23 protein-coding genes and 1 tRNA gene are annotated in these 25,518 nt (G+C 54.2%); 6 read left to right on the top strand and 18 right to left on the bottom strand.

Annotated features, from left to right (window positions below):
• Positions 1–38 precede the first annotated feature (38 nt).
• From OJHNALOF_RS08640 to OJHNALOF_RS08650, 3 genes are read right to left on the bottom strand one after another with little or no spacing between them, the layout of a single operon-like run.
• The gene (locus OJHNALOF_RS08640) at positions 39–536 is read right to left on the bottom strand and encodes a Mov34/MPN/PAD-1 family protein (protein WP_165661751.1); all 498 of its coding nucleotides are present in this window, start codon (positions 534–536) and stop codon (positions 39–41) included.
• A complete protein-coding gene (locus tag OJHNALOF_RS08645; protein WP_165661752.1) occupies positions 526–2,235 on the bottom strand; it encodes a ThiF family adenylyltransferase in 1,710 nt (569 codons plus the stop codon). The genes OJHNALOF_RS08640 and OJHNALOF_RS08645 overlap by 11 nt, the downstream gene beginning before the upstream one ends.
• Positions 2,232–3,230 carry a nucleotidyltransferase gene (locus OJHNALOF_RS08650; RefSeq protein ID WP_165661753.1) on the bottom strand — a complete coding sequence of 333 codons (999 nt, stop codon included), beginning with the start codon at positions 3,228–3,230 and terminating at the stop codon, positions 2,232–2,234. The genes OJHNALOF_RS08645 and OJHNALOF_RS08650 overlap by 4 nt, the downstream gene beginning before the upstream one ends.
• 156 nt (positions 3,231–3,386) lie before the next feature.
• Between OJHNALOF_RS08650 and OJHNALOF_RS08655 the strand changes: the two genes are divergently transcribed.
• On the top strand, positions 3,387–3,671 hold the full coding sequence (locus OJHNALOF_RS08655) for a type IV toxin-antitoxin system AbiEi family antitoxin (RefSeq protein WP_240919655.1): 285 nt from the start codon (positions 3,387–3,389) through the stop codon (positions 3,669–3,671).
• 108 nt (positions 3,672–3,779) lie between these two features.
• Here OJHNALOF_RS08655 and OJHNALOF_RS08660 read toward each other — a convergent pair whose 3' ends face one another.
• From OJHNALOF_RS08660 to OJHNALOF_RS08680, 5 genes are all read right to left on the bottom strand, one after another.
• Positions 3,780–4,064: a HigA family addiction module antitoxin gene (locus OJHNALOF_RS08660; RefSeq protein WP_025739069.1), complete on the bottom strand. Its 285-nt coding sequence runs from the start codon at positions 4,062–4,064 to the stop codon at positions 3,780–3,782.
• Positions 4,065–4,076: 12 nt separating this feature from the next.
• Complete coding sequence (locus tag OJHNALOF_RS08665; protein ID WP_165661754.1) at positions 4,077–4,355, bottom strand: type II toxin-antitoxin system RelE/ParE family toxin; 279 nt, start codon at positions 4,353–4,355, stop codon at positions 4,077–4,079.
• Positions 4,356–4,737: 382 nt separating this feature from the next.
• A complete protein-coding gene (locus tag OJHNALOF_RS08670; protein WP_206063593.1) occupies positions 4,738–5,394 on the bottom strand; it encodes a flavodoxin in 657 nt (218 codons plus the stop codon).
• 93 nt (positions 5,395–5,487) lie between these two features.
• Positions 5,488–6,417, bottom strand: a complete 930-nt coding sequence (locus OJHNALOF_RS08675) for an alpha/beta hydrolase (RefSeq protein ID WP_165661755.1) — start codon at positions 6,415–6,417, stop codon at positions 5,488–5,490.
• A gap of 49 nt (positions 6,418–6,466) precedes the next feature.
• A complete protein-coding gene (locus tag OJHNALOF_RS08680) occupies positions 6,467–7,384 on the bottom strand; it encodes an alpha/beta hydrolase (RefSeq protein WP_165661756.1) in 918 nt (305 codons plus the stop codon).
• A 114-nt stretch (positions 7,385–7,498) separates the two neighbouring features.
• On the opposite strand from OJHNALOF_RS08680, the gene OJHNALOF_RS08685 reads away from it, so the two are divergent.
• The gene (locus OJHNALOF_RS08685; RefSeq protein WP_094199490.1) at positions 7,499–8,455 is read left to right on the top strand and encodes a LysR family transcriptional regulator; all 957 of its coding nucleotides are present in this window, start codon (positions 7,499–7,501) and stop codon (positions 8,453–8,455) included.
• A 366-nt stretch (positions 8,456–8,821) separates the two neighbouring features.
• Here OJHNALOF_RS08685 and OJHNALOF_RS08690 read toward each other — a convergent pair whose 3' ends face one another.
• Both OJHNALOF_RS08690 and OJHNALOF_RS08695 read right to left on the bottom strand, forming a co-directional pair.
• The gene (locus tag OJHNALOF_RS08690; protein ID WP_165661757.1) at positions 8,822–9,670 is read right to left on the bottom strand and encodes a hypothetical protein; all 849 of its coding nucleotides are present in this window, start codon (positions 9,668–9,670) and stop codon (positions 8,822–8,824) included.
• A gap of 529 nt (positions 9,671–10,199) precedes the next feature.
• A complete protein-coding gene (locus OJHNALOF_RS08695) occupies positions 10,200–11,006 on the bottom strand; it encodes a helix-turn-helix domain-containing protein (protein WP_165661758.1) in 807 nt (268 codons plus the stop codon).
• 277 nt (positions 11,007–11,283) lie between these two features.
• On the opposite strand from OJHNALOF_RS08695, the gene OJHNALOF_RS08700 reads away from it, so the two are divergent.
• Positions 11,284–12,960, top strand: coding sequence for a 2-isopropylmalate synthase (locus tag OJHNALOF_RS08700; RefSeq protein WP_165661759.1), 1,677 nt, complete (start codon positions 11,284–11,286; stop codon positions 12,958–12,960).
• A gap of 445 nt (positions 12,961–13,405) precedes the next feature.
• Here the strand turns inward: OJHNALOF_RS08700 and OJHNALOF_RS08705 are convergent, their stop codons facing one another.
• Positions 13,406–14,392, bottom strand: coding sequence for a zinc-dependent alcohol dehydrogenase family protein (locus OJHNALOF_RS08705; RefSeq protein ID WP_165661760.1), 987 nt, complete (start codon positions 14,390–14,392; stop codon positions 13,406–13,408).
• Between the two features lie 247 nt (positions 14,393–14,639).
• On the opposite strand from OJHNALOF_RS08705, the gene OJHNALOF_RS08710 reads away from it, so the two are divergent.
• Positions 14,640–15,569 carry a LysR family transcriptional regulator gene (locus tag OJHNALOF_RS08710; RefSeq protein WP_165661761.1) on the top strand — a complete coding sequence of 310 codons (930 nt, stop codon included), beginning with the start codon at positions 14,640–14,642 and terminating at the stop codon, positions 15,567–15,569.
• Positions 15,570–15,573: 4 nt separating this feature from the next.
• On the opposite strand, the gene OJHNALOF_RS08715 is transcribed toward OJHNALOF_RS08710, so the two are convergent.
• On the bottom strand, positions 15,574–16,389 hold the full coding sequence (locus OJHNALOF_RS08715; RefSeq protein ID WP_165661762.1) for an SDR family NAD(P)-dependent oxidoreductase: 816 nt from the start codon (positions 16,387–16,389) through the stop codon (positions 15,574–15,576).
• A gap of 226 nt (positions 16,390–16,615) precedes the next feature.
• Positions 16,616–17,515: a LysR family transcriptional regulator gene (locus tag OJHNALOF_RS08720; RefSeq protein WP_094199483.1), complete on the bottom strand. Its 900-nt coding sequence runs from the start codon at positions 17,513–17,515 to the stop codon at positions 16,616–16,618.
• A gap of 127 nt (positions 17,516–17,642) precedes the next feature.
• On the opposite strand from OJHNALOF_RS08720, the gene OJHNALOF_RS08725 reads away from it, so the two are divergent.
• Positions 17,643–19,109 (top strand): YfcC family protein, encoded by a 1,467-nt coding sequence (locus OJHNALOF_RS08725; RefSeq protein WP_165661763.1) that lies wholly within the window; start codon positions 17,643–17,645, stop codon positions 19,107–19,109.
• 124 nt (positions 19,110–19,233) lie between these two features.
• On the top strand, positions 19,234–20,130 hold the full coding sequence (locus OJHNALOF_RS08730) for an aspartoacylase (RefSeq protein WP_165661764.1): 897 nt from the start codon (positions 19,234–19,236) through the stop codon (positions 20,128–20,130).
• A gap of 49 nt (positions 20,131–20,179) precedes the next feature.
• Here the strand turns inward: OJHNALOF_RS08730 and OJHNALOF_RS08735 are convergent, their stop codons facing one another.
• The 5 genes from OJHNALOF_RS08735 to OJHNALOF_RS08755 form a co-directional block, all read right to left on the bottom strand.
• Positions 20,180–21,424: an MFS transporter gene (locus OJHNALOF_RS08735; RefSeq protein ID WP_165661765.1), complete on the bottom strand. Its 1,245-nt coding sequence runs from the start codon at positions 21,422–21,424 to the stop codon at positions 20,180–20,182.
• Between the two features lie 81 nt (positions 21,425–21,505).
• Complete coding sequence (locus OJHNALOF_RS08740; protein ID WP_094200540.1) at positions 21,506–22,447, bottom strand: cache domain-containing protein; 942 nt, start codon at positions 22,445–22,447, stop codon at positions 21,506–21,508.
• Between the two features lie 215 nt (positions 22,448–22,662).
• Positions 22,663–24,327 (bottom strand): asparagine synthase B, encoded by a 1,665-nt coding sequence (asnB, locus tag OJHNALOF_RS08745; protein ID WP_165661766.1) that lies wholly within the window; start codon positions 24,325–24,327, stop codon positions 22,663–22,665.
• A gap of 188 nt (positions 24,328–24,515) precedes the next feature.
• Positions 24,516–25,085, bottom strand: a complete 570-nt coding sequence (locus OJHNALOF_RS08750) for a 2OG-Fe(II) oxygenase (protein ID WP_165661919.1) — start codon at positions 25,083–25,085, stop codon at positions 24,516–24,518.
• A 220-nt stretch (positions 25,086–25,305) separates the two neighbouring features.
• Positions 25,306–25,393, bottom strand: a tRNA-Ser gene (locus tag OJHNALOF_RS08755).
• Positions 25,394–25,518 lie beyond the last annotated feature (125 nt).

Consider the following 25,518-nt stretch of genomic DNA (forward strand, 5'->3'; position numbering starts at 1 on the left):
AACCTCAAAAATTTTCCGGAATCGGAGCAAGCAGAATTTTATTTACCAAAGTGACGTTCTCCAATGAGCGATATTTTAGTTTCCTTCTTTGAATTCACGCCCACCCAGCAGCGCAAACTTTGTTGGCCGACGATGATGAAAAACAAATGTTGCCCTTCGTATCGAGACTCTTTAAGGGCTTTCTCCCAATCACGCCTGTCTAACAAGGAATAGTTGGGGTTGGACTCTGGATGGGTGTGCCAAAGGCCAACATAGGTAGCGTGGCCTTCACTCTCTCTCCAGGCCTGGGTCACGATCCTGTTATGGGTTGCTGAGCGATAGAAACCACATCGACTCTGCTTATCTGTTGGTTGAGGCGGTGTGAAATCATCAATTTGCATTGCGCCACCAGAATTCAGATATTTGCCGATTAATACGCCTCCTGATTCTTTGTCACAAGCGTCGAGCTGGCGAAACTTCGCAAGCGATTTTAATAGCTCTTGGCGAAATATGACTTCACCAAGATTTGGAACATCAATTGACCAGTCACTTTGCATGACAACCCCGGCAACCTGCTTGTTTTACTAGTACCAATTCTTCTTGTATCTGCATCTGGTTAAAACGCTCTGTAACTTGTAACCCATACCTGTTTTTCCCCTTCCAAGAGTGAGCGACGGACAAGTTATTGTGACCAAGAAGAGCATCTATAGTTTGTTGTGCAGCAATAGCAGCTGTGCGTGATGAATCCAGGTATGAAAAGGGAGTAAATACGCCAGCACAACCAGTAAGGTTCTTAGAGATAGCTTGACCCGGCTTAACTAACGAAAGTATGTGTTCCGCCGTAAAGCCATTTTCATCACTAAAAAGGCATTCATAACATACCTTTGCCAGCTTTAATGAAACCGAATGTCCACCGTAACCGGAAGCTTCGTTCCAACAGAAAATGGCATGGTTGACTCCCAACTTCAGCAGCTGCTTGTTTAACAGAAGACTGAGACTTGGATTTCCGACAGCGACGACTACAGTGTCAACACCACTTATAGATCTAATTGCATTAACTTTTTCTGCCATTGATGCAACAGGGATGACTTTGACAAAAGGCAAGTTCGCCTGGATTTCTGAAGCGAGCGCGTGAACTTTGTTTACCGCCCTTACTTTTCCATCACTTCTTGAAGGCATGAAGTTAAGGTAAGAACCCCCAAGTCGATGGCGATATATGTTGTCTGCTTCGAGCGTGTCAGGGTCTATTAAAATAAGCTCACCAACGCCCGACTTTGCAAGCATGGCGGCAACCTCACCACCAACCGAACCACAACCTATGACAGCGACTTTCTTTTGGCTGAGCGACGCATTAGCTCCCCCCCTATCTAAGAGGTATGCTTTGTTGTGCCTCTGCACAGAATAAGTATCAACTTCCCAATCTGGGCAGAACTTTAGTAAAGGGTGCAGTAAACATGCGTTTGCTTTGAAATGAAGAAGCAACTGGGATCGCTCTTTTCCATCTCGAGGCATACTAAAAAGCACGAAGAATTGCCTGCCATGATCCTTTCTCTTAAGGATTTCTCGCAGGACGCCTAGCGCATGCTCATCAACTAATTTGAGAAGCTGCGTGACATAGTCGTTCGTGATTTCGCTGGCATTTTCGGGTGGATCAATGGCTTGCTTTAGAGGAAGGTGGGGAATATTTATGCTTTGAAGTTGGCCTAATTTCTCCGTGTTGCTGAATTCTATAGGAGGCCGTTCCCCATCACCTGATAGCATTATAGGAATAGTGTAACTGTATCCAAGAATCCGTTGCCTTTGAATTACTTTCAGGGTTGCTTTTTCTGGTTCAGTTCCAGCGAAATAAAATGAGTTAACAGCTGGCATACTAGAATAATAACCTTCAATCTCATTATGCAACTCACTTCGATATATCTTGAGTGATACTCGTTCTAACAGACGGAGCACATCAGCCAAGAAACTAATGATTATGAGCTCTGGCTTCGCATAATCAATCAGTACGCTATCGCTCTCCTCGACACAGATAGTGCCAAGTATGTTGACATGCGGCAGTTTCCCGATCAGAGCTTGATCAAGCAATTTGGCTTTCGGTAGGCAGAAGGGAAAGGTTGCACCAAACCACAATTCAACCTCCCAAACTCTTGAATTACCTTGAAGGGTAAATCGATGGGTTCGATCGCCGGTTTGAGATTGTTCAATGATGAAGGCTAACTCAATCTGCTTGACTACCTTGTTCAGCTCCTCTGGGGTCATGCATTGTTCCCGGTCGTCACATAAGGCGCTTGCTTGATGGCTCGACTGTCTTCAATAAGCGGAAAATCACCGAAGATCTTCCTCATGAGCTTGCTTGCCTCATGAGCTGAGTCGTTATCTCTAGCGCATTCCAAAGCTTCCAGCAGAGCATCCACCTTGTTGTAATAGTTGTCGAGTTGAGCCGGTGTCATCTTGTAGTAGACATTTTTATATGGCTTTACGGGTAGATTGACAGCGACTGTCTTTTTGGAAGTGAGGGTTTCAAGATCTAACGTACTTGAAAAACTGTTTTTTATGCTACTTGCGATGGCAATGAGGCAGTCAAGATCACTACCTGCTTTGTAGGTGAAAGCATCTCGAGCCTGGATAGTGAGCCCGATGGATGGAGGAGCAACGTTGCCGTTATTACTAAATTGATTATCTTTCCACCGCTTGAGGTAGCGGACACAACGTCTGAATTGAGCACGAGCATCGGAGTCAACCGATACGTCATAGACCCATGTCTTAAGCCCCTCTGGATCGGCCTCGTACCAACTGTATTCTGCTGAGAACTCTTTACCCCAAGCGATATGGATATCTCCATCATTTCGGGTGTAAACAGGCAAGTCAACATGGTATCCATCTAGATACTTTACGGTGATACAGGGCCTGTTAAATACAACTGTTCTGTTGTTTTTCTTTTTAAGCTTGTCTCTGACTAACTTTTTCAACTCACGAGAGTCGTACTCATCATTGGTAATGTCGAAGATAACTCCGACATCGATGTCATAATCTCCATCCACGGGCTTTACGCCGGTATGCATTGCATAAGATCCCTGATCGAGCTTGGAAAATGTCAATTTTCGCTCAGTGTTGGGTATCTTTTCCTCTGCCAACGACTCCCTCAGTTCATCAAGCAATAGGTCTCGCTTTTTGCGTAGGCCCGTGTTCTCTTCATAAGTCCCAAGCTTTATCTGGTCATGGTAAGCCAGCATCTGTTTTTGTAGTTCAGCCATGTCACCTCCGGCATATATTATCAAACAAAGATGGTGGCGAACCTGTACAAAAACAAGGGTTAAATGATTTTATTTTAAATTATTATCCTAAATAATCTCCTCTTAAGGCTTGATGGCAAGGGATCAGCACGCCCATATGATTTTTTGCACAGGTTGATGCGACTTCCCGTACTTTTACAACCTTATGAGTTACAGCTTTTTACCTTTGAGCCACTGCAGAAAAAGCTTGCTCTGCTCAAGGCAGCAAAGCCAGACCCTGCCGGCAGACTTTGGTTGGTCCCGGCGTTCTGGGGAAAGGAGCTGGATATCAACACCAAAGCCAAGGCGCTGCTGGCTGTTGCCGAGCTGCTTGCAAGTAACGATAGCCGAAACAAAAAGGTTGCCGAACTCATCAATGAGCAATATTTACACCTTAAAACTCTCCCTGAAACCCGCGTGTGAACCAGGTACAAGGTCGTGATAGTTCTGGCCGGAAAGCAAAGCTGTATCCCTATTAACATGAAAACCGCCTCAAGTGAGGCGGTTTCTTTATCACGCTGAGTTAAGGTATCAACCAGCTGCTTGTAACGCCTTGATAGGTGGTTGCGGGTGCTGCCTGGCTTGGGCCAGATCATAGTTCACCTGCATGGCGAGCCAGGCTCGGGCCGTGCTCACTCCTGCCATTTCTAGGCGAAGCGCAAGGTCAGGGCTGATCGCTGCTCGGCCGTTCAGTACACGGGACAGAGCTACACGGGACATGCCCAGTCGCTCAGCCGTTTCCTTGACGGACAGGCCCAGTTCAGCAATAACGTCTTCGCGCAGCAATTCGCCTGGGTGCGGAGGGTTCATCATCATGGTTTATTCTCCCTAGTGGTAATCGACGTAATTGACCAATTCAACATCCACTCCAATGAACCGAAAGGTCACACGCCAGTTGCCGTTTACCCGAATTGACCAGTACCCGTTCAGCTCACCTTTCAACTGGTGTAATCTGAACGAAGGAATGTTGAGGTCGTCTGGTCCAGCGGCAACGTCCAGTAACGCCAGGATACGACTCAGTTTGGCCGCATGTGCCGCCTGAATGCCTCGGGTCGTCCCAGTCTTGTAGAAGGCTTCAAGCCCTTTATGTTGGAATCCTGTGATCATGGGTTTGAGTGTATCTCGTAACGCTACGCTTTACAAGTGAGAGCTGTCATAACGGGTTCCTGCTTCTGTGGGATGATACTGTATTTTCATGCAAAGTTTATGAAAATTCTGAACATGGTATTTTTCTTGGTATTGAACAATGTCTACTTTTTAAGTTGCTGATAGTTAAAGGTTAAAATTCACTGTTGATATTAGAGTGGGAGTGAGGCTGGTTATCGATGAATAAGAAAAGCCCCTGCATGCAGGGGCTTTTTATTATGTGGGCTTTATCAAGCCTTGTGCTATCTGGTGTGGGGGAGGCACTGGAATAGGCCCGTTTCTAGCAGTGTTCGGGTTCTACAATACCGGCTTTTAAAGCATACGGGCCGGTAATGATGCTTTGCTAACCATCGAGCCACTCATCCTCAATGAGACGGCGCATGTCGTCGGGGGTCAGTTGCTGTGTCATCCGGCCACGTAACACGTGCCGATGCTCAAATGAACGTGCGCCGCGGGCCATTACCTTGGCCCTGAACTTCTCAATATATTCATCGCTGAAATGACTATTAAAGGTATTGAAGAGCACTACATGCTGGCCATCGAAGCGGTTGTGTTCAAGAAAGGCCCAGATCGGCGGAGCAGGACTGTAGAGCCACACCGGTGAACCGAGCCAAATACTCTCGAAGGGGGTCAGGTCAAGGACATGCGGGGTGATGTCGGGCAGTGCCTCTGGTTCGGTTTTCAGTGCGTTGGCGTCCTTAAGGGCGTGGGCCAGGCCGCTGAGGCCGAGCTGGTAGTCTGGTGCTTCCAGGGGGAAGAGTTGTGCATTGAGCCGTGCGGCGACATGACGGGCAGCCAGTGCAGTGTTGCCCGAGCGCGAGAAATACACCACAGCCGTACGGGAGTCCGTGACCAAGGAGCCCGCAAAGGGAAGCTTGCCCTCCAGTTGGCGGGCCTGTCGCTTTTCAGTCCAGGTCACGGCGAGTAATACACCCGATATAACGACAATGGCCAGCACGAGCACAATAAGGCTCCAGTGCAAGAATGACAGTGACTTCACAGAGCTGCACCTCAACATCTATTGTCCTGGTTAAACGATGGAAGCGCGGCTTTCTGCAGCGCGCGCTTCAGGGAAGACATTACGGTATGCCTGTTAGAGGTTCTCCTTAAAGAAGGGCACCACCTGGGCCAAGGCGATACCCACCGGCTCGGGTTTGTCGTACAGATCATAGTGCGACCAACCTTCGGCCACCACGATGTGCTTGTTTTCCGATGCGGCACGACCGTAGATTTCCCAGCCATCACGGTAGGCGCCGAAACCGCCAGGCTTGTCGCCGATAACGATCATCAGCGGCTGCGTCAGCAGCACTTCGGCATGGGTAAAAGCATCCCAGCCCATGGCGGCACCACTGAACGACATCAGCTGGCTGGTGGTGCCGTTCGGCTGCTGGCCTCGGGCTGTTTTGTAGTACTCGGTGGCTTCGAGCACATCAATGTCGGTAATCCCGGCCTGTTTTGCCGAATCTACCGATTCGGGCAACAGATCGGTCACCTCACGCGCCGCGCCCTGGGCCTGCTCAGTACGCATCCCGGCAATGTGTTGCGCCAATTCGCGCGGCTTGAACTGGGCAAAACCTTCGCGGATCAGGCGGCCATAATTCACTCCGGTGATGGACACCAGCGCCTTGAGGCGATGATCGGTTATTCCTGCATGCACCGTGTAGGCCCCGCCGCCGCACACACCAATCGCACCGATACGGTCGGCATCAACGTAGGGCAGCGATTGAAGGTAATCCACGGCAAAACGAATGTCAGACACCCGAATAGACGGATCTTCAATGCCGCGTGGCGTTCCGCCGCTGGCACCCTGGAAGCTCGCATCGTGCACCAGCACAATGAAGCCTTCCCGAGCCAGGTCCTTGGCGTAGATGTTGCCGGCAGTCTGCTCCTTGCAACTGCCGATAGGGTGGGTACTGACAATGGCAGGGTATTTGTTGTGCTCGTCAAAGCCGGGCGGCAGGTAGAGATCGGCGGCGGTTTCCCACCCCAGGTTCTGATAGGTGACAGTCTGGACGGAATTCATGTCGGGCTCCATTAAATTAATGATGGGGCAGATACGCCCCTGATCAGGATTACTTCAGCTTGGTCAGGAAGAACGGTGCCAGCTTCGAAATGGCCTCATCCACGTACCTGGGTACATCGTACAGGTCCATGTGATCGGCACCTTCAACAATGTGCAGTGTCTTGTCGGTACTGGCAGCGCGGGCAAGCAGATCGTCACTCATCCACTTGCTGCCCGCGTTGCTGCCTGCCACCGCCAGGATCGGCTGGCTCAGAAAGGCCTCAGCCTTGTGGTAGGCGTCATAAGTGATGATTTGTGTCAGGCAGCGCGCCAGGGTAAAGCCAGGGGCGTTAGGGTGCTGGCAACGTGGCGTGTGGTAATACTCCCAGGCGCCACGCAGTTCGTTGTTGGGGGCGTCTTCTTCCTTCATCGGGGCCAGGGGCATAACGGCCATGTCGTTGCCCCTGGCATCGGCGGTACGGGCGTGCGTACCTGCCTCTATATAGGGCAGAGCCTCGGCATCCTTGACGGAGCCATCCCAGCCATTACGGAACATCTGGCCGATGTTCACCGCGCTGACCATGCCAAGTGCCCGGATACGGCGATCATTGATTGCAGCATTGGCGCTGTAGCCAGCACCGGCACAGATGCCCATGGCTCCAATCTTGTCATTGTCTACGTAGGGCAGTGTGGTCAGGTAGTCCACCACGGCGCTGACGTCTTCGGTGCTGATGTAGGGGTTTTCCAGTTGGCGCGGTTCTCCGCTGCTTTCCCCCTGATAGGAGCGATCAAACGCGATACTGATCAGACCGTGCTCAGCCAGCTTTTTGGCGTACAGGCCGGCAGCTTGTTCCTTCACCCCGCCGCCGGGGTGAGATACAACAACAGCAGGGTACTGTTTGCTCTCGTTGAAGCCTGCGGGGAAGTTTATAACGGCGGCCATGGTGATGCCCTGGCCGTTGAGGTTCTTGAAAGTGACGTTAGGCATATGGAGTCTCCTACAAAAGGGGTTGTGATATAGGGGTTAGCACAAATAGTAGGAAAGTGATTGGGTTTAATAAACGCACTTTTAGTAACATGAGTGTTTAGCTAGACTATACAAATGAAAATCGAGCCTGCACTTCTTGCTTCCCTGACGTGGTTTGCCCATATCGCCCGTCACCGTAGCTTCACCAAAGCCGCCACAGAGATGGAGGTAACGCGTGGAGCCTTGTCTCAGCATCTGAAAGGATTAGAGCAGCACTTAAATGTGCGGCTGCTTAACCGTACGACACGGCATATGTCTCTGACCGAGGAAGGCCAGCGCTTGTTGGATGTCTTGGAGCCGGCGCTGATGGCCATCGAACGTGCGGTGTCGGAACTGGGGGAAACCCATGTCGAACCTTCGGGCTTGATCCGCATGAACGCTTCTCGCATTGCCACCAGGTTGCTGATCGAGCCGCATATGGGCGAATTTCTCTCGCGCCATCCCAAGGTACGGCTGGAGCTGGTAATGAATGACGGTTTATCAAATATTGTGGCTGACGGAATGGACGCCGGCATTCGACTGGGTGCGAGCCTGGACGAGCACATGGTGGCGGTGCCCGTTACGCCCCCCCTTGAGATGGCCATTGTTGGGTCGCCGGAATATTTTGAACGGCACGGCATACCCAAAACGCCAGCAGATCTGATGCAGCACAACTGCCTTGCCTACCGTTTCACATCCAGCGGCACGATTGACCGTTGGTCGTTTACTTCTCCCGATGCCGAGAAGCGCACTTTAGTGTTCGAACCTAAAGGCAATGCGGTATTCAATGATGACGAGAACATGCTGAACGCTGCGTTGCAGGGCGTAGGCCTGATTAAATATCTGGATCTGTGCATTCATGAGCATCTGGCCGAGGGTCGGCTGATAAGGGTACTTGGCCCTTGGTGTAAGCCGTCTCCCGGTTTTTATCTGTATGTGCCGTCACGCGCGCAGATGCCAGCCAAGATAAGGGCACTTACGGATTTCCTGATCGAAAAGCGTGAACAACTGGCGAAGGTGTCTATGGACTCTCTGCCGCCCCCATCTACATAATGACGGGCGGTCGCCGGTTCAGGCCTAATTTACTGTCCGGATTAGTTGGCCACTAAAGTCTGGCAACAATTGGCAGCGGGAAGCACGGCTTGAGCGTGGTATTTAACTTGGTTTATCGGTGAGCGATGCCATAAGTGAGAGCCAATACCAATTTGCGCCACCTGAAGCCAGAGACAAGCTCTTGTTGCTGATTACCGAGCCGTCATTCGAAGAAACAAGAATGTCGAGATGAAGAGTGCAGTTTTGGGGTTGCACATACCTCACTGGTTGGTGGAAACATCTAGATATATCATTTTTCAATAATGGTATTTCAGTCAAGCAAATCGCTTTCGCACTGCAGCCGCAACATCAGGTATATCGACTGTCTCAAACTACCAAGGGGCTTTTATCTAGAATTGAGCGGAACCAACTATACATGGGAGTTGCCGCCGCGTTGTCCTGGTTTGGCGCCTCACGCCCCAATCGAAGATCCTGACGATTGATAGTGCGCATTTCGACGCTGAAACGTGTGGCGTTCGTGATATTCACGACACTTGCATGCAGATGAGCGCTGGAAAAATTCAGGATATCACCCGGTTGCAATACAACTTTAACCACGTCGAATTCGTCGACGGCTTCAGTCGGGTGAGGAGCAGAAGGGTAGTTGACCTGGCGTTCTATCGGTGTTCGCTTTCGTGTTGCCAGGTAGTCATCAAAACTCCAGGTTGACGTATTATTGGCCAGATAACGATCCCAGTAACGCGGGTAAAAGGCGATGGTGCGCTCCTCTTCCAGTGGGTAGAGCGGTGCCCACCAGTTGATCTGACTTTGAATATTGCTGCCCCAGGTATCTCGATGATGACCGATGGCGGCTCGCAGTGCACCCTGGTGCTGATCGGAGTAGGGCACCACCCGCATTGGAAAATGATCATAATAGGTTTCATTCAGGTCGACACCGCATGCCTTCAGGGCTCGAAAGAACATTGTCTTGGGCGCTTCGCTGGTACGAAACGCTGTCTGAACTTTTCCCGTTCGTTCGATAAAGGCTTCTCTCGAGAAATGCTGTTGTGCCGTTGTCGGATCCCGTCCATCCAGAGCCTCTCGCAGATGCTTATCGCTGTAGGACACCAGCTCAGACATGGCGGGAATATTACGGTAGATCAGCAAATCGCCGGCAAACAGCCGCTCGGCACGTTCTTGATCCGAAACCGGTCGATCCAGGTGACAAATTTCCATAGCGGGCATCCTGTATATGACTTTGAACATCCATTCTCAAACCGTGATATTAAACCTACGTCGCCAACAGGAAAACAGGAACAGATCAGGAATAAAAACCGGAACAGATCAGCTGGAGAAGGGCAACACCATGAATCACACTGTGGTGTCTGTACCTGAGCGTCGACGAAGTGAAGGTTGACTGAGACTCGACCAGAGTTAACGGTGCGCATTGAGATAGGAAAGAAAAAATTGTTTATGGTAAAGAGCATAGTATGTACTTGAATGCGATATATAAATCCCTGTGATTTATTGTTTTTATATGCAGAGTAAAGTGACAGCTTTGGCCTAATGAAATTGCTTAGGTTTCTATTTGGTTTTCACCTTTATGTTTTTATAAGGTGACAACTTTATATTTCTGCTGAGGAAGCCGGAGTTTTTCCCTTTTAAACGGAAGGTCTATACGGTTTTTAATATTTTCCCAAATAGACTGCTCATGCTTTTTTATATATTGCCCATGCCAAATGTCGAATGGCTATTGAGCATGGCGTTATAGTTTTGCTGAAAATACAGAAGGCGGCCGACCAAACTGTTTGCTGAACGCCGTAGTATAAGCGCTATGACTCTCGTAACCACTCGCCAGTGCCACCTGGGTGATTGGTATACCCTTTATCAATAGCGTGAGTGATGACATCAACCGCAGTTGTTGGCGCCATTTGCCAAAAGTCATGCCGGTCGATTGCAGAAAACGTCGGTGAAAAGTTTTATCGCCCATTGCCAGCCTGTCAGCCCATTCGGTGGCGGTGGTTGCATCGCCAGGGTTGTTCAGTAGTGACTGGCACACTCGTTGTATCGGGCTGTCGGCATTTCCCGCAGGCCAGGGAAGATGAAACGGAAGGGCAGGCTGGGCATGTATTTCCTCGATCAGGAGCTCGCCCAGTAAACGCATGCGGGTAGCAGACAGGCTCTGTTTGTCGGCCTGGGTCAATGCCATGATCAACTCTCTTACCAAACCGGAAACATGTATCACGCAATCTGTCTTCGGCAGGCGTGCGCAGATATCATTGTGCACGAACAGACCGTGTGCTTGCAGTGCCACGGGAACAACCAGGCGGTGCGCAACACCTGACCGTAACCAGACCGCTGCAGTGGGAGGAACCAGCCACTGACCGCTTTGTGCTTCTACCCGCAGCAAACCACGATCTGCATAAATCAAATGACCATACGAATGCGTGTGCATGGGAACGACATGGCCGGCAGGGTAGTGCACCGCCACACCAAATATCGGCAGACCGCTTGCTTCTTTCAGGCTGAGGTCAAGTGCATGACTGCCGTCTTCAGGAGAGGAAAAACCCATACAGGTGGAATTTGTCCATTTGAATAAAGTATCTGTCCATTTTTATGTAGTTAGACAAATTGTACAAGTCTAATATTGGGTCTAGGCAAATCACCGGATCTCATTCCCATGTTCAATTTTTATCTTTCTCAACCACGACTAACGCTGGCTCCTGGTCGGGGTCCGCACGTATTTGCTTGTGCTATGACCCATCCTGATTTCCCCTGACCCCGACCATCGTCAGCTTGTTTCGAGCCAGGGGAGTCAGGAGTGAACCGATTCTTTTGGAGTATTTTTAATGCTGGCTGATCCTTCCCGAAAATATTGTCCTGTCTCCCCGGTTAATCTGGTCGATCGTCAATGGCCGTCCCGTACCCTGACGCAAGCGCCTGTCTGGTTGTCTACTGATCTGCGCGATGGCAATCAGGCACTCTTTGAGCCAATGAACCGCGAACGCAAGCTGCACTTGTTCCATGAACTGGTGCGGATCGGTTTTAAAGAAATCGAAATAGGCTTTCCCGCGGCCTCGCGCACCGACTTCGAGATTGTGCGCCATCTCATTGAAGCAGACCAGATCCCTGAAGACGTTACCCCCATGGTGATGACGCAATTACGCGATGACTTAATCACCGAGACGGTACGCAGTGTGGCGGGTGCACGGCGTGTCATTGTGCATGTTTATAACGCCATCGCGCCCGCCTGGCGTGACATCGTGTTCGGCATGAGCGTGCCCCAGATGATAGAAATGGTGGAACGCCACATTGGGCTGCTTAAGCAACTGACGGCCGACCATCCAGGGACGGAATGGGTTTTGCAGTACTCGCCCGAGACATTCAACATGGCTGAGCCGGATGTCGCGCTGGCCATGTGTAACGCCGCCATCCGCGTCTGGGATGCCGGGCCGCTGCGACCGATGATCGTCAATCTGCCGACCACGGTAGAAGTCTCCACGGCCAATGTCTTTGCCGATCAAATCGAATGGATGGATCGGCGGCTGGAGCGCCGCGAGCATGTTGTTCTGTCCGTGCATCCTCACAACGACAGGGGTACGGGGGTGGCTTGCGCCGAGCAAGCCATGCTGGCCGGCGCGCAACGGGTTGAGGGCTGTCTGTTTGGTAACGGTGAACGCAGTGGCAATGTTGATTTAGTCACGCTGGCGTTGAACCTGTATACCCAGGGCATCGCACCCGGACTGGATTTTTCCGATATTGCAGCGGTTGCCCGTGTGGCTGAGGAATGTACCGCCTTGCCGGTGCATCCACGTCATCCGTATGTAGGCGATCTGGTGTTTACGGCGTTCTCGGGCTCTCATCAGGATGCCATCGCCAAGGGATTTGATGCGCAGCAGGCCGATATGCCCTGGCGGGTTCCTTATCTGCCAGTCGACCCACAGGATCTGGGGCGCACTTACGACAGCATAGTGCGCGTTAACAGCCAGTCGGGAAAAGGCGGTATCGCGTTTTTACTGCAACGGGATCACGGCATCACCATGCCCCGTCGCATGCAGGTGGAATTCAGCTCTGTTGTTCAGGCTTTGGCCGACACCAGTGAAACGGAGCTGAGCAGCGAGCAAATTTGGGAGCTGTTTGAGAGCACTTATTTTGCTTCGATACGGGAGCAGTCCGGCTTCACCTATCGCGGCCATCGTCTGTACGAACATGCAGACGGGCAGGGCATTACCCTGGATATTGCGGATGCGAATGGCAATATCAACACTGTCGAGGGAGCAGGCAAGGGGCTGATCTCCGCTACTGTGGCTGCGTTGGGACTGCCGTTGCGTGTCGATAGTTATGAGGAGCGCAGCCTGGGCGCGGGCTCTGATGCAGAGGCACTGGCTATTGTAGAGGCGGCCATACCCGGCGTTCCCGGGTCCCGCTTTGGCGTGGGGCGGCATCTGAACATCGTCACCGCTTCGGTTTTGGCAGTGTTAAGCACGGCGGCCAGGTTTTCGATATTAAACGAGCCGGTCAGCTGATTTGGTGTGCATTGGTCACCAGGTTTGTAATGGGTTGCTGGTTGCAGCCCATTATGAATGGCACAGTAAAAATGCGGTATATGAACAAGTGGCTGTATCACTTGGGGCAACGGCTCCTCTTACCGCTCTTGTTGTTCATTGTTTTGATTTGTTCATGATTCATGAACAAAAAATTAGTGTGAACAGTAAGGTGGCCTTGCTGACTCCAGAGGTAGGGCCGCCATCTAACATCGGTAAAGGTTTATAAACAGCCTGTGCGTGGTATTTTGCATGGCACCATCCGATTATTTGTTTTTAAGTTGCTTATTTTAAACCTGTTAATATCGTTATTTAGAGTCGTGTTAAATCATTCCTGCTTCCTGAATAAATGAAAACCCCCTGCAGTGCAGGGGTTTTTGTTCGGAAGGGGCTTGCCAGGATCTTACTCCGGTTATAACCCCCGGCGCTAGAGTTCAATCACCACTTTACCCATGGCCTGGCCACTGGCCAGGCGTTCATGTGCCTTGCCTGCGTCCCTCAGGCCGAAGCGGTGCTCATCCACAACCGGGCGAAGGCCACCGGCTTCTGCGAGGGTTGTCAATTCGGCCAGGATGCGGCCATGGACAGAGCGGGCATGGTTGTGGATCATCGGGAGCAGCATAAATACCACGTGCAAAGACAAGCCTTTGAAGTGCGCCACCGACAGATCCAGCTCGGCCAGAGACAGGGTGGTGGCAACCTGACCGTTCAGGGCGGCAGCATCAAAGGAATTGAGCAGGTTGGCGCCGCCAACGGTATCGAAAATCACGTCAAAACCCGCGCCTTGAGTATGACTGGCCACATAGTCGGCAACCTTTTCCGTTTTGTAGTTAATACCTTTGGCTCCGAGCTTTTCGATCAGTGACAGTTGCTCGTCACCGCCGCCGGTGGCAAACACCTCGGCACCAAAGTGACGGGCCAATTGTACGGCGACGTGACCCACGCCACCGGCACCGCCATGCACCAGCACACGTTGCCCCTTGCCGGTGCCGGCCCGGGTGAGGGCCTCAAAAGCGGTGATTCCCACCAGGGGCAGGGCCGCCGCCTCGCGCATCGACAGGTTGGCGGGCTTGCGGGCAATAAGCCGGGCGTCGGCCGGCATATATTCGGCCAGGGTGCCCTGCAGCTCCCCCAGGCCACCGGCACAGCCATAGACCTCATCTCCCACCGTATATTCGGTCACACCCTCACCAATGGCCACTATGGTACCGGCAAAGTCCATGCCCAGCACGGCGGGCAGTGCGGGAGCAAACGGCAGATCCGCTCCCATCTGACGGATCATCAGGTCTATGGTGTTAACGCTGGTCGCGGCGACTTTCACCAGCACATGGCCGGGGTTGAGGTCGGGTTTGTCCATCTCGGCCGGCTCGAATGCCTCGGGGCCACCAAATGCGCAGATTACCATTGCTTTCATCGGTTGTTACCTCTGTTGGATTGCACCGATTCACTTTAGCCGACCATTCAATTCATGATAATGCTGGGAAATTACCAATCAGTTTTTATTTTTTATTAAAAATATAAGTGCCCTCGAGCCTTACCGTGAGGCCGGACTGCGTGGTTTTGGTTCGAACAACGGGCAGGTTGCCAGACGGACTGTTAGGTAAAGCTAGAGTAATCGCTTATATTCTTGGGTGAGTTTCGCCCTTTTGTTGAGAATGCGCATGAAAGTAGAGCACCTCAGGTTATTCGTACGGCTGGCCGTAACCCATAACATCAGCCTGGCAGGCCAGGAACTGGCCCTGTCGCCGGCGGTGGCCAGCTCGTATATCAGCAAGTTGGAAGAAGGGTTGGGGGTGCGACTGGTGCACCGCACCACCCGCAAGGTATCCCTGACCGAAGAGGGCAAGGCGTTTCTGCCCCATGCGGAAGAAGTGCTGTCGTCGGTGGAGGCCGCCTGTGCGTCAGTGGGAGCGGGGAAAGCCTCACCCACCGGTACCCTGAGGGTGTCGGCACCGGCGTCCTTTGGCCGCATGCACCTGATCCCGGCGATGCACGGATTTTTGTCGCAGTATCCCGAGCTGAAGGTGGATCTGAAGCTGAGCGACGCCATTATCGATATGGTCGAGGGCGGGTTTGATATTGCCATTCGCAATGCCGAGCTGAAGGACTCCACCCTGATCGCCCGCAGGCTGGCGTCTGACCGGCGAATCATCTGTGCGTCACCGGCTTATCTGGCCAGATTTGGCGAGCCCGCCACGCCGCAGGAACTGGGCGAGCATCAGTGCGTTAATCTGATGGGGCTGGAGCACTGGACCTTTGAGACCCCGAATGGGCCGCTCAATGTTAAAACCGGCGGCAGCCTGCGTATCGACAACGGCGAGGCGGTGCGGGATGCCTGTGTAGCAGGCCTGGGCATCGCAATGAGCTCCACCTGGAATGTATATCAGCATTTGCGGCGGGGTGAGCTGGTGCAGATCCTGCAGGAATACCCCTATGTTTCCGACACCGCCATCTGGGCGGTGTATCCCAGTTCACGGCTGCTGGCCCCCAAGGTCAGGGCCTTTATCGACTATTTTTCGGCGTGTTTCGGTGGCGAGCCCTACTGGGACCGGCAGGAAGACTGGGCTTCCAGCCGGTCAGGGGAACGCTAACTACTTATGCAGGGGTATGCTTGGCAATCAGCATGTCAATCAGGCTCACCATGTCGGTTAGTTTCCGATCATCCAGCGCATCGGCGTGAGGAGAGGCAAAACGGCCCGCATCGTTGTCGAAATAACGACCTGAAGCGTCGGCGAAGTCCTTCGACAATGCAGCCTGAGTGAGAATGTCGGCACCAATACCAATGTCGCCACCGGCCACGCCAAAGCCTTCCTTGACCATTTTGCTGCCCAGCAGGGAGCCCGGGTTGACCGCGATAATGGCCGGGCCCTTGTCCTTGAGGGCAAGCCCCATGCTGCGGGACCACATGGTCAGCGCCAGTTTACTCTGGGCGTAAGTGGCAAAGTCGTCGGTCAGCCTGGTATTCCCCGCCAATGCTTCAGGGTTCACCGAAGCCTGTGCCGCTGAAGACAGGTTAATCACCCGCCCGGAGTCGCCCAGCAAGGAGAACAGCCGTTGGGTCAGCAGATAGGGAGCCAGGGTGTTGACCACAAAGCGCACATCCAGACCATCCCGGGTAACGGGAGAAGCCGTGCGAAAGATACCGGCATTGTTGATTAACACATCCAGCCTGTCGTGGCGGGCGCTCACCGCCTTCGCCAGGGTCACTACCTCGGCCAGCTTTGACAGATCCGCCAGATAGCTTTCAATGTGACCTGCTCTCGGAATGGCAGAGAGTGACGCCTCGGCGTCGGCCAGCTTTTGCGGGTTGCGTCCGTGCAGTAGCACGCGGTGACCTTGAGACAGCAGCACTCTGGCGGTTTCCAGTCCAATGCCGTCGGTGGAGCCGGTGACAAGAATGGTTTTTGGCATGGGTTATTTCCCCTGATGATAGGCATGTCGGCACCGGCGCCTGAGCATCACGTTCAGCGGTGTGTGCCTCTCGGCGTATGGGCCGTAATCGACATCAAGTTTATCAATGATATTCGCTGTTGATAATCAGGGGTAATTACGAATAAGTTTTTATAAAATATTGAAAGTGGCCGAGTTACCGAGAAGGGACAGGCTATAGCGGCGTTAATACACATCAGTCGGCGGCTCAGCAATAGCCGGGCAGCTGGCCGATCGAGTCTCGGGCGCACAGGGTAAAGGCCCGGGACAGTTCGCTGCGAACCTGGCCGGCGGAATAATACATGGAATAGCGATATTTGAGTTCGGGGGCGAAAGGGCGCATTACCAGGTTGCTACCTTCCCACAACGAGGCATTGAAGGGCTCGAGCAGAGCAATGCACAGGCCGGCGGCCACCATACCATAGCCCGATAAGGAGCGCTGGGTGGAAAACTGCTCGTTCACCTTGATGTGATGCTCTTTCAGCAGGCTTTTATGGTGGCTCCATTCAATGCCGTTTTCATCCACCAGCTTCAGCAGGCATTCACCCTGCAGATCGGCGGGCGTAATGATCGCCTTTTCGGCTAGGGCATGCGTGGCCGGCATAACACAGACCCAGGAAACCTCAGCCAGCGGCTCTTCGATGAAACCGGAGTGGGCTTCGGTCTGATTGGTCATGATCAGATCATACTGTTGTTTGTCGAGGCCCCGGATCAACTGCTCCACGCTGTCGACCAGCAGACTGACATGCACCTGCGGGTGCTTATCGATAAACGACTTGATCAGCATGGGAGTCAGAATCGTCGCCAGGGCCGGAGTGGCGCCTATGGTCAGGCTGCCGTGGGTGGATTTTTTCAGCTTGTCGGCAAAATTTTCCAGATGGTGAATACCGTTAAAAATAGTGCTGACCTCGTCGTAAAACGCCACGCCTTCCGGGGTCGGTACCATCCTGCCTTTTTGTTTCTTGAACAGCTCAAAGCCGACATCATCCTGTAAGTCATTGATAAGACGACTTATGGAGGGTTGAGACAGGGAGAGTATCAGGGCGGCCCGGGAAAAGCTGCCCTGCTGAATGGTGGCCAAAAAAGCCTGTAACTGCCGGTATTTCATGACATCTCCATATAGCATTTTCAAATAATGCTACACAAAAAGTGACATTGTGCAAATGTGTTCGCTATGGAATAGTCCCGTCCCACACATTTAACCTGCACTCAAGCAACGAACATGGAGAGTGACAATGCAAGAGCATCTTGAACATGAGAACGGGGCGGGCGTACTGGTCTCCAAAGAAGGGAAGCGCTGGTATCAGAAATTTCCCGATCCCATGGTGCTTATCTTTTATATCCTGATCCTGGCCGGCTTTCTGACCTGGGTCGTTCCCAAGGGTGCCTATGAGACCGAGCTGGTAGATGGCCGGCAACGCGTGGTGGCAGACTCCTTCCATTACCTTGAAGATCACAACACGGGCTATTCCGTCGGTGGCGCCATCAACCAGCTGTTCGATCTCTTTGTGGCCATTCCCCAGGGGTTGGTCCAGTCCGGACAGTATTTGTTTATCGTCTTTATTGCCGGCGGGCTGTTCAATATTCTCTATCGTAGCCATGCGCTGGAAAACCTGGTGGGCACCGCGGTGAAGCGCATTGGCCTGAGCCGGGGCAACCTGTTGATCTGGCTGGCCACCTATCTCTATGGCCTGTTCGGAATTTCGGTTGGCTATGAAAACAACATTGCCCTGGTGCCCGTCGCACTGCTGGTGTCGAGCGCCTTGGGCTACACCAACCTGGTGGGGGCGTGCATCGCCATTGGCGGCATCGGCATCGGCTTTACCCTGTCACCCATCAATCCTTATACCGTGGGTGTGGCACAGAGCATTGCCGGCCTGCCCATTTTCTCTGGCGGCTTGCTGCGTTTTGCCATGGCCTTTGTGGCCCTGAGCCTGCTGGCCTGGTATATCACCACCTTTGTGGCGCCCAGACATTCGGCGCGCAAAGGCGAGGGGGACGCCGGAGCGCTTTCAAAAAAGATTGAGGACTATCGCCTCAGCTCCCGGGATCTGGGCATCATCTCGGTGTTCTTCCTTGGCATTGTGGTGATTGCAGGCTGTTCTTATCTGGCTGGTACGGGCACCTTGGGAAGAGGCTGGTATATCAAGGAAATCACCGCCGTCTTTATTCTGATGTCGATTGTCATTGCTGCCATTTGCCGCATTGCCCCCGATCGTTATGTGGCCCACATGGTTGAAGGGGCGTCCCGGGTTACCGGCGGCGCCCTGGTAATAGGCCTGGCTGCCTCGATCAAGGTGGTACTGGAAGATGGACAGATCATCTACACCATCGTCAATACCCTTAACCTTGCCCTCGACGTGATGCCCGAGTCGCTGATCGCCGTCGGCATCAGTGTGATTCAGGGAGTAATTAACCTCTTTATTCCGAGTGGCTCCGGTCAGGCGCTGGTGACCATGCCGGTATTGATCCCGCTGGCGGATCTGGTGGGCATTACCTATCAGGTCATGATACTGGCGTTTCAGGTGGGGGATGGCCTGACCAACATGATAGTGCCCACCTCGGGAGGCACCCTGGCCATGCTGGCCCTGGCCCGGGTCGGTTACTCCGACTGGCTGAAAGTGATTTTCCCGCTGGTCGCCCTGATCTATGTGCTTAGCTGGGTTTTCATTGCGCTGGCGCAATGGTTGCAGTGGTCCTGACCCTGTTACCAAATCCTTCATGCTCGGGATGCTGCTGCCGGTGTTCCGAGTCAGGCCGAATCATTGATCCGGCTTATCCATTGTCAACCTGGCCTTGCCCTGAGGCCCTGTGACGGAGAACATCATGCACAATATTACTCATGTTGCCCTGGTGGGCGGCACTCATGGCAATGAGCTGTCCGGCATTTATCTGCTGAAGAAATGGGATAAAACCAGCCAGTTCGCGCGTTGGCCTCAGCTCGAGCTGACGCAAACCATCGCCAACCCGAGGGCCTGCGAGCACTCCGTGCGCTACATGGAAACCGATCTGAACCGGGAGTTTGCCCTTGAGGATTTGCAGAATGACCGGCTGGTGGGTTACGAGCAGTTGCTGGCCAAGAAACTCAACCAGCAGTTTGGCCCCAGAGGCCGGTCGCCGGTTGAGCTGATGATCGATCTGCACAATACCACTTCCAACATGGGGGCTTGCCTGATGTTGCTGCGCAAGGATGCCTTCAATATTGGCATGGCGGCTTATGTGAAGGATCGCATGCCGGAAGCCGTTATCTATTTTCAGGACAACCTGCCGGAAGAGCGCAACCGCTTTCTGATATCCGTGGCCCAGCAGGGAGTTACCGTGGAGGTGGGCCCCCAGCCGAATTCGGTGTTGCAGCAGGAAACCCTGGAGCTGATGGAAACCATGACCGGTCACATTCTTGACTATGTGGTGCTGTATAACCGGGGGGAACTGGCGTCGCTGCCGGGCGAGTTTGAGGCCTTTCAGTATACGGAAGACCTGGTGCTGCCAACGGATGAACAGGGCCAGCGGCTCGCCATGGTGTCAAAGCGCCTTGAGCGGCGGGACTTCCATCCGGTTGAGCCGGGCGAGGTGATCATGGAAACCTTTGACGGTGTCCCGATTTGCTGGGAAGGGGACTATACCGCCTATCCCCTGTTTATCAATGAGGCTGCCTATCATCGAAGTCACAGCGCCATGTCGATGTCGCAGCGCATTGTGCTGCGCTGCGCCGATTATTTCTGAGTCATGCCTTCTTCTGGCCGCCTTTGCCGGCGGCCGTCTTCATTCACATTTATCTCGTCGGTATTTCCACGTCACTGAACTTGTCCACCCGCAGCAGGGATCTGAACCCCCACATCCAGGTGCCGGCCACCACCAGGGTGGCCACACCGCCGATGGCGGCCGCAGGCACGGTGCCGAACCAGGCGGCGCTGGTGCCGGCGCGGAATTCCCCCAGTTCATTGGATGAGCCGATAAACAGCATGTTGACGGCACTGACCCGGCCACGCATGTTGTCCGGCGTGGCCAGCTGGATCAGGGTGGAGCGAACATAGACGCTGATCATGTCTGCCGCACCGGCTATCAGCAGGGCCACAAAAGACAGCCAGAACAGGGTGGAAAAGGCGAAGACCAGGTTGGCCACTCCGAATATGATGACGGCGATAAACATGGCGGGCCCCACATGGCGGCTGAGCGCCCAGACACTGAGCACCATGCCCATCAGCAGGGCGCCGAGGGCGATGGCGCTGCGCAATGCCCCCAGACCTTCCGGTCCCACCTGCAATACCTCCTGGGCGTAAATGGGCAGCAGGGCCACCACGCCTCCCAGCAGTACCGCGAACAAATCCAGCGAAATGGCACCCAGAATGATGGGGCGGGAACGAATGTAGCCAATACCGGCGGTAAAGCGTCGCCAGGCGGTGGCTTCAGGCGGGCGCTGGCTGTCGGCATAGCGGGTCTGCACCGGAATGAGCAGCATCAGCGCCAGCACAAAGGCTGCCAGGCAAACCCCGTAGGCCAGACTGCCCCCCAGGGCGTAGAGCAGGCCGCCGACCAGGGGGCCGGCGATCACCGCCAGTTTCATGATCATGCTGTTGACGGCGATGGCCCGGGCCAGTTGCTCACGGGGCACAATTTGCGGCAACAGGCTTTGCAGGGTAGGGCCGGTAAAGGCGCGGGCACAGCCGTAGAGTATCAGCACCGCATAATAGTAGGGTACCTGGGGGGCGGGAGAGAGTGATAGCCACAGCAGCAAGCCGCTGCACAGGGCCTGTACCAGCCAGCTGGCGGCCAGCAGTCGCTTGCGTGAGTGGCGGTCGGCCAGGTCTCCCGCCGGCAGTAGCAATACCAGCATGGGAATAAACTGGGCCAGGCCCACATAGGCGAGGGCCAGGGGATCCCGGGTCAGATCGTACACCTGCCAGGCCACCACTACCGCCTGGATCTGCATGGCGAACACCGCCGCTAGCCGGGCGATAAGAAAGGGCAGAAAGCCCGGTTGTGTCAGTATTCGAGTACGACCGGAATCGAGCGACATGGTCTTCGGGTTAATGCGGGACGGGGCGGGCAGTGTACCCCCCGGTAACGGGGGGGTACAAGTCGTGCCCGCGGCTCGAGGTTATTCGGCGGTCTGGCTGTCCCGGCTCAGCTTGAGGTAAACCCCCAGTCCGCTGAGCATGGCCACGGCCGCCATCAGCATCCATACCGCATTGATCAGCTGGTTACCGCCATCGCCGCCGTCGAGCAATGATTTGAACATCAGCAGCAGGGCTTCGATAGATACCGCAATAATAATGGCGGCCATAAAGCGGGAGATGGTGCGCCGGGTGGAATCGTGATGGTGTATATCCTTGTTCACCAGCACTTCCTCTTCGAGAATGGTTTTTCCCAGATCGAAAATGGACATGCCCAGGGTGATAAGAATGACGATGCCAAAGGCCCCGGTGGCGATATTGCTGTCATCATCAAACAGCGAGACCAGGGACTCCAGCGCCGAATACAGCAACAGGGCGGCCACCACGATCAGCAGGCCGCCAATCAGGGTGTATATCCATTGAAAATAGTGATGGCAGCGAAAACGTCTTTCATCGCCGTTGAGATAGGAAATCAGGCGGCGCAGGTTGAAGTTAATCACCAGATAGCCGCAATCCCGTCCCTGTTCATCAACCAGGTGCTGGATGACCGAGATCGCCAGCTGATGGGTGGCGTTGGAAAGGTAGGGGCTGGTCACCACAATGGCGTTGGAACTTTGTTTGGCGGCCTGCACATAGGGCCGGCGGCTGCGATCGCTGCCTTTGCCCAGCGAGCGGCGGCGTCGTTCACTGACCGTGGGGCTGTAGGCCGACTCCGTCATCTGAATGCCGTTGTTGTCCAGGCTGTAAAGCAGCTCGACAAAGGGGTAGGGCCGACTGAGGTAATCAATGGTCTGTTGCTGGGCCTGTTCGCTCTGCAACAGTGACTGGCCGTTCAGGCTGGTCATGATCGATTCCATCAGGCTGTGGATCACGGATTGGTATTGCTGGTACTGCTCTAACAGGCGGAAATGGTTGTGGGTGCTCACGGTCAATAATGTCTCAGTGTACGGAAACCGAATGGGGAAACCATGACTGTAACCCAGCCCCATGACAGGATCCGTGCGCCGAACAAAAAATTATCGAAAGTTGTGCAGGTGTGATCATTCCCGTGGTGAAAAACGGGGTGGCGCTTTGTGGCGATGCTAAAGCGGCCCGTCACGCTGCGGGGCGGCGTGACGGGCCGGGGTTATGGGTTCCGGGCTCAGTAAGACTGACTGTGCACGCCCTTTACCGCGCGGCCTGATGGGTCGGCCATGTTCTTCCACTGCTCGTCCCATTCCAGCGCGGTGGGAGTGGAGCAGGCCACCGAGGGGCCGCAGGGCACGCACTTGGCGGCGGAGTCCTGGGGAAAGTGGCCCTCAAAGATGGCGCGGTAGTAGTAGGCCTCTTTGCTGGTGGGGGTGTTGAGCGGAAAGCGGAACGCCGCCGTGGCCATCATCTGATCGCTCACCTGCTCTTCCACCAGCGCCTTCAGGCTGTCTATCCAGGAATAGCCGACGCCGTCGGAGAACTGCTCCTTCTGGCGCCAGGCCACTTCATGGGGCAGCAGATCTTCAAAGGCTTTCCGCAGAATGTGCTTTTCCATCTTGCCGTTGACGCACATCTTGTCGGCGGGGTTGAGGCGCATGGCCACGTCCATGAACTCCTTGTCGAGGAAGGGCACACGGGCTTCCACGCCCCAAGCGGCCATGGACTTGTTGGCACGCAGGCAGTCGAACTGGTGCAGGGCCTTGAGCTTGCGCACGGTTTCCTCGTGAAAGGCCTGGGCGTCGGGGGCCTTGTGAAAATACAGGTAGCCGCCAAAGAGCTCGTCGGAGCCCTCGCCGGAGAGTACCATCTTGATGCCCATGGCCTTGATGCGCCGGGACATCAGATACATGGGAGTGGAAGCGCGCACCGTGGTGACGTCGTAGGTTTCCAGGTGGTAGATCACCTCGCGCAGGGCATCCAGGCCTTCCTGAACCGTGTAATGCAGTTCGTGATGCACGGTGCCGAGCTGGTCCGCCACCTTGCGGGCGGCAATCAGATCCGGTGCCCCTTCCAGGCCAATGGCAAAGGAGTGCAGTCGCGGCCACCAGGCCTCACTGTTGTCGTTGTCTTCAATACGCTTGTCGGCGTACAGCTTGGCCACGGCGGACACAATGGAAGAGTCGAGGCCACCCGACAGCAATACGCCGTAGGGCACGTCGCACATCAGCTGGCGTTTCACCGCCGCCATCAGTGCCTCGCGCAGCTCAGCCACGCTGGAGGTGTTGTCCTTCACCGCATCAAAGTCTTCCCAGTCACGGTGGTAATAACGGCGGGGCTGACCTTCCTTGCTGTAGAGCAGGTGGCCGGGAGGAAACTCGCTGATGGTTTTGCACACCGGGGTCAGCGCTTTCATCTCCGACGCCACATAGAAATTGCCTTCTTCGTCATGGCCGGTGTAGAGGGGAATAATGCCCATGTGGTCACGGCCAATCAGGTAGGCGTCGTTTTCCTCATCGTAGAGCACAAAGGCAAAGATGCCGTTGAGATCGTCGAGAAACTCCGGGCCCTTTTCCTGGTAGAGGCCGAGGATCACTTCACAGTCGGAGCGGGTCTGAAACTCAAAGCCACAGGTGAGGCCGGCTTCCAGCTCCTTGTGGTTGTAGATTTCACCGTTCACCGCCAGGGCGTGGGTACCGGCCGGGTTGAGCAGGGGCTGGGCGCCGCTGTCGAGGCCGACGATGGCCAGGCGTTCATGCACCAGAACGGCCTTGTCGTTGCTGTAAATGCCCGACCAGTCGGGGCCGCGGTGGCGCAGCAGGCGAGACAGTTCCAGCGCCCGGGAGCGCAGCGCGGCCGGATCTGACTTGAGTTCAAGAATACCGAAGATGGAGCACATGGTGGTTTTCCTTAACGAATGAGTCGAATGACTTCAGGTTGACAGAGGATGCCGTTGGTGAAAAGGAAAAATGATGAAAACTCACTATAAAACCATTCATGATTTTTTTTCGTGAATTAAAGGGGCCTTATTTGGTAAAGGATTAAAAATAAGGCCTCTAAAATGAATATTCGATAAATCCCTTTCCGCTACAGCCGCAGCGTGGGGGCGATGGGGTCATCCACGCGAAACCAGCCGGCAATGCTCAGCCTCGGCCGCCGCGCCGGCAGCACCTCGTGAGGAAAGCGCTCCGACAAAAAACACACCAGGGTGCCGCCTTCGGGCCGCACCCGGTGCAGCGGTTCGCCCCGGTCGCCATAGATCAGCAGCTCGCCGCCCTGATCGGGTTGCCAGTCGTCGTTGAGATAGAGCACCGTGGTCAGCCGGCGGTTGCTGCGGCCGCGAAAGGCGTCCAGGTGTTTCTTGTAGAAATCGCCCTGATCATAACGGGCGTAGTGGCATTCATAATCCCGCAGGCCCATGAACAGCTGACGGTTAAACAGCTGCTGCAGCTCGGCCATCAAGGCCATGTAGGCCTGCTGGGGCGCTGTGGTGCCGTCCAGCCAGCGGGTCTTGTCGGTGCGAATGCGTTCGTTATTGTGATGATCATGCTCCCGGCCAATGCCGGCGTGGGTGAGTTGCCAATCGGGCAGGGCGGTAAAGTCCCGGCGCAGGGCGGCGGTTTGGCCGGGGTCGAGAAAGCCGGGAAAAATCCCCATGCCGGGGCCGGCAATGGCGGTAATGATGTCGTCAAAAACGCAAGTCGTGAGCGGCGCAGTAGTCAATGGCAAAACCCTCCTGTGGAGCGCTTATGTACACCTTCAACAACGCGGGGAACAGCGAGAAATTTTTCCCGTCAGAAAGAACAGATTAAAGAATAGTGACAAATGCCAGCAATACAAAAAACCCCGCGCATTGCTGCGCGGGGTTTAAAAATGCTGGCGGTGAAGGAGGGATTCGAACCCTCGATACGTTGCCGTATACACACTTTCCAGGCGTGCTCCTTCAGCCACTCGGACACCTCACCACATTTTTTGTCGCGTTTTTATTTTGAGAGTGTTCGCTTCACTCCGTGGTGTTCCCTTGGGAACGGGGCGTAATGTACTGGCTTGCCGAAGCGGGTTCAAGCACTTTTCATCATTCGTGATTCAA

The organism is Oceanimonas sp. MB9 (assembly GCF_011319775.1).
GTDB classification, from domain to species: Bacteria; Pseudomonadota; Gammaproteobacteria; order Enterobacterales; family Aeromonadaceae; genus Oceanimonas; species Oceanimonas doudoroffii.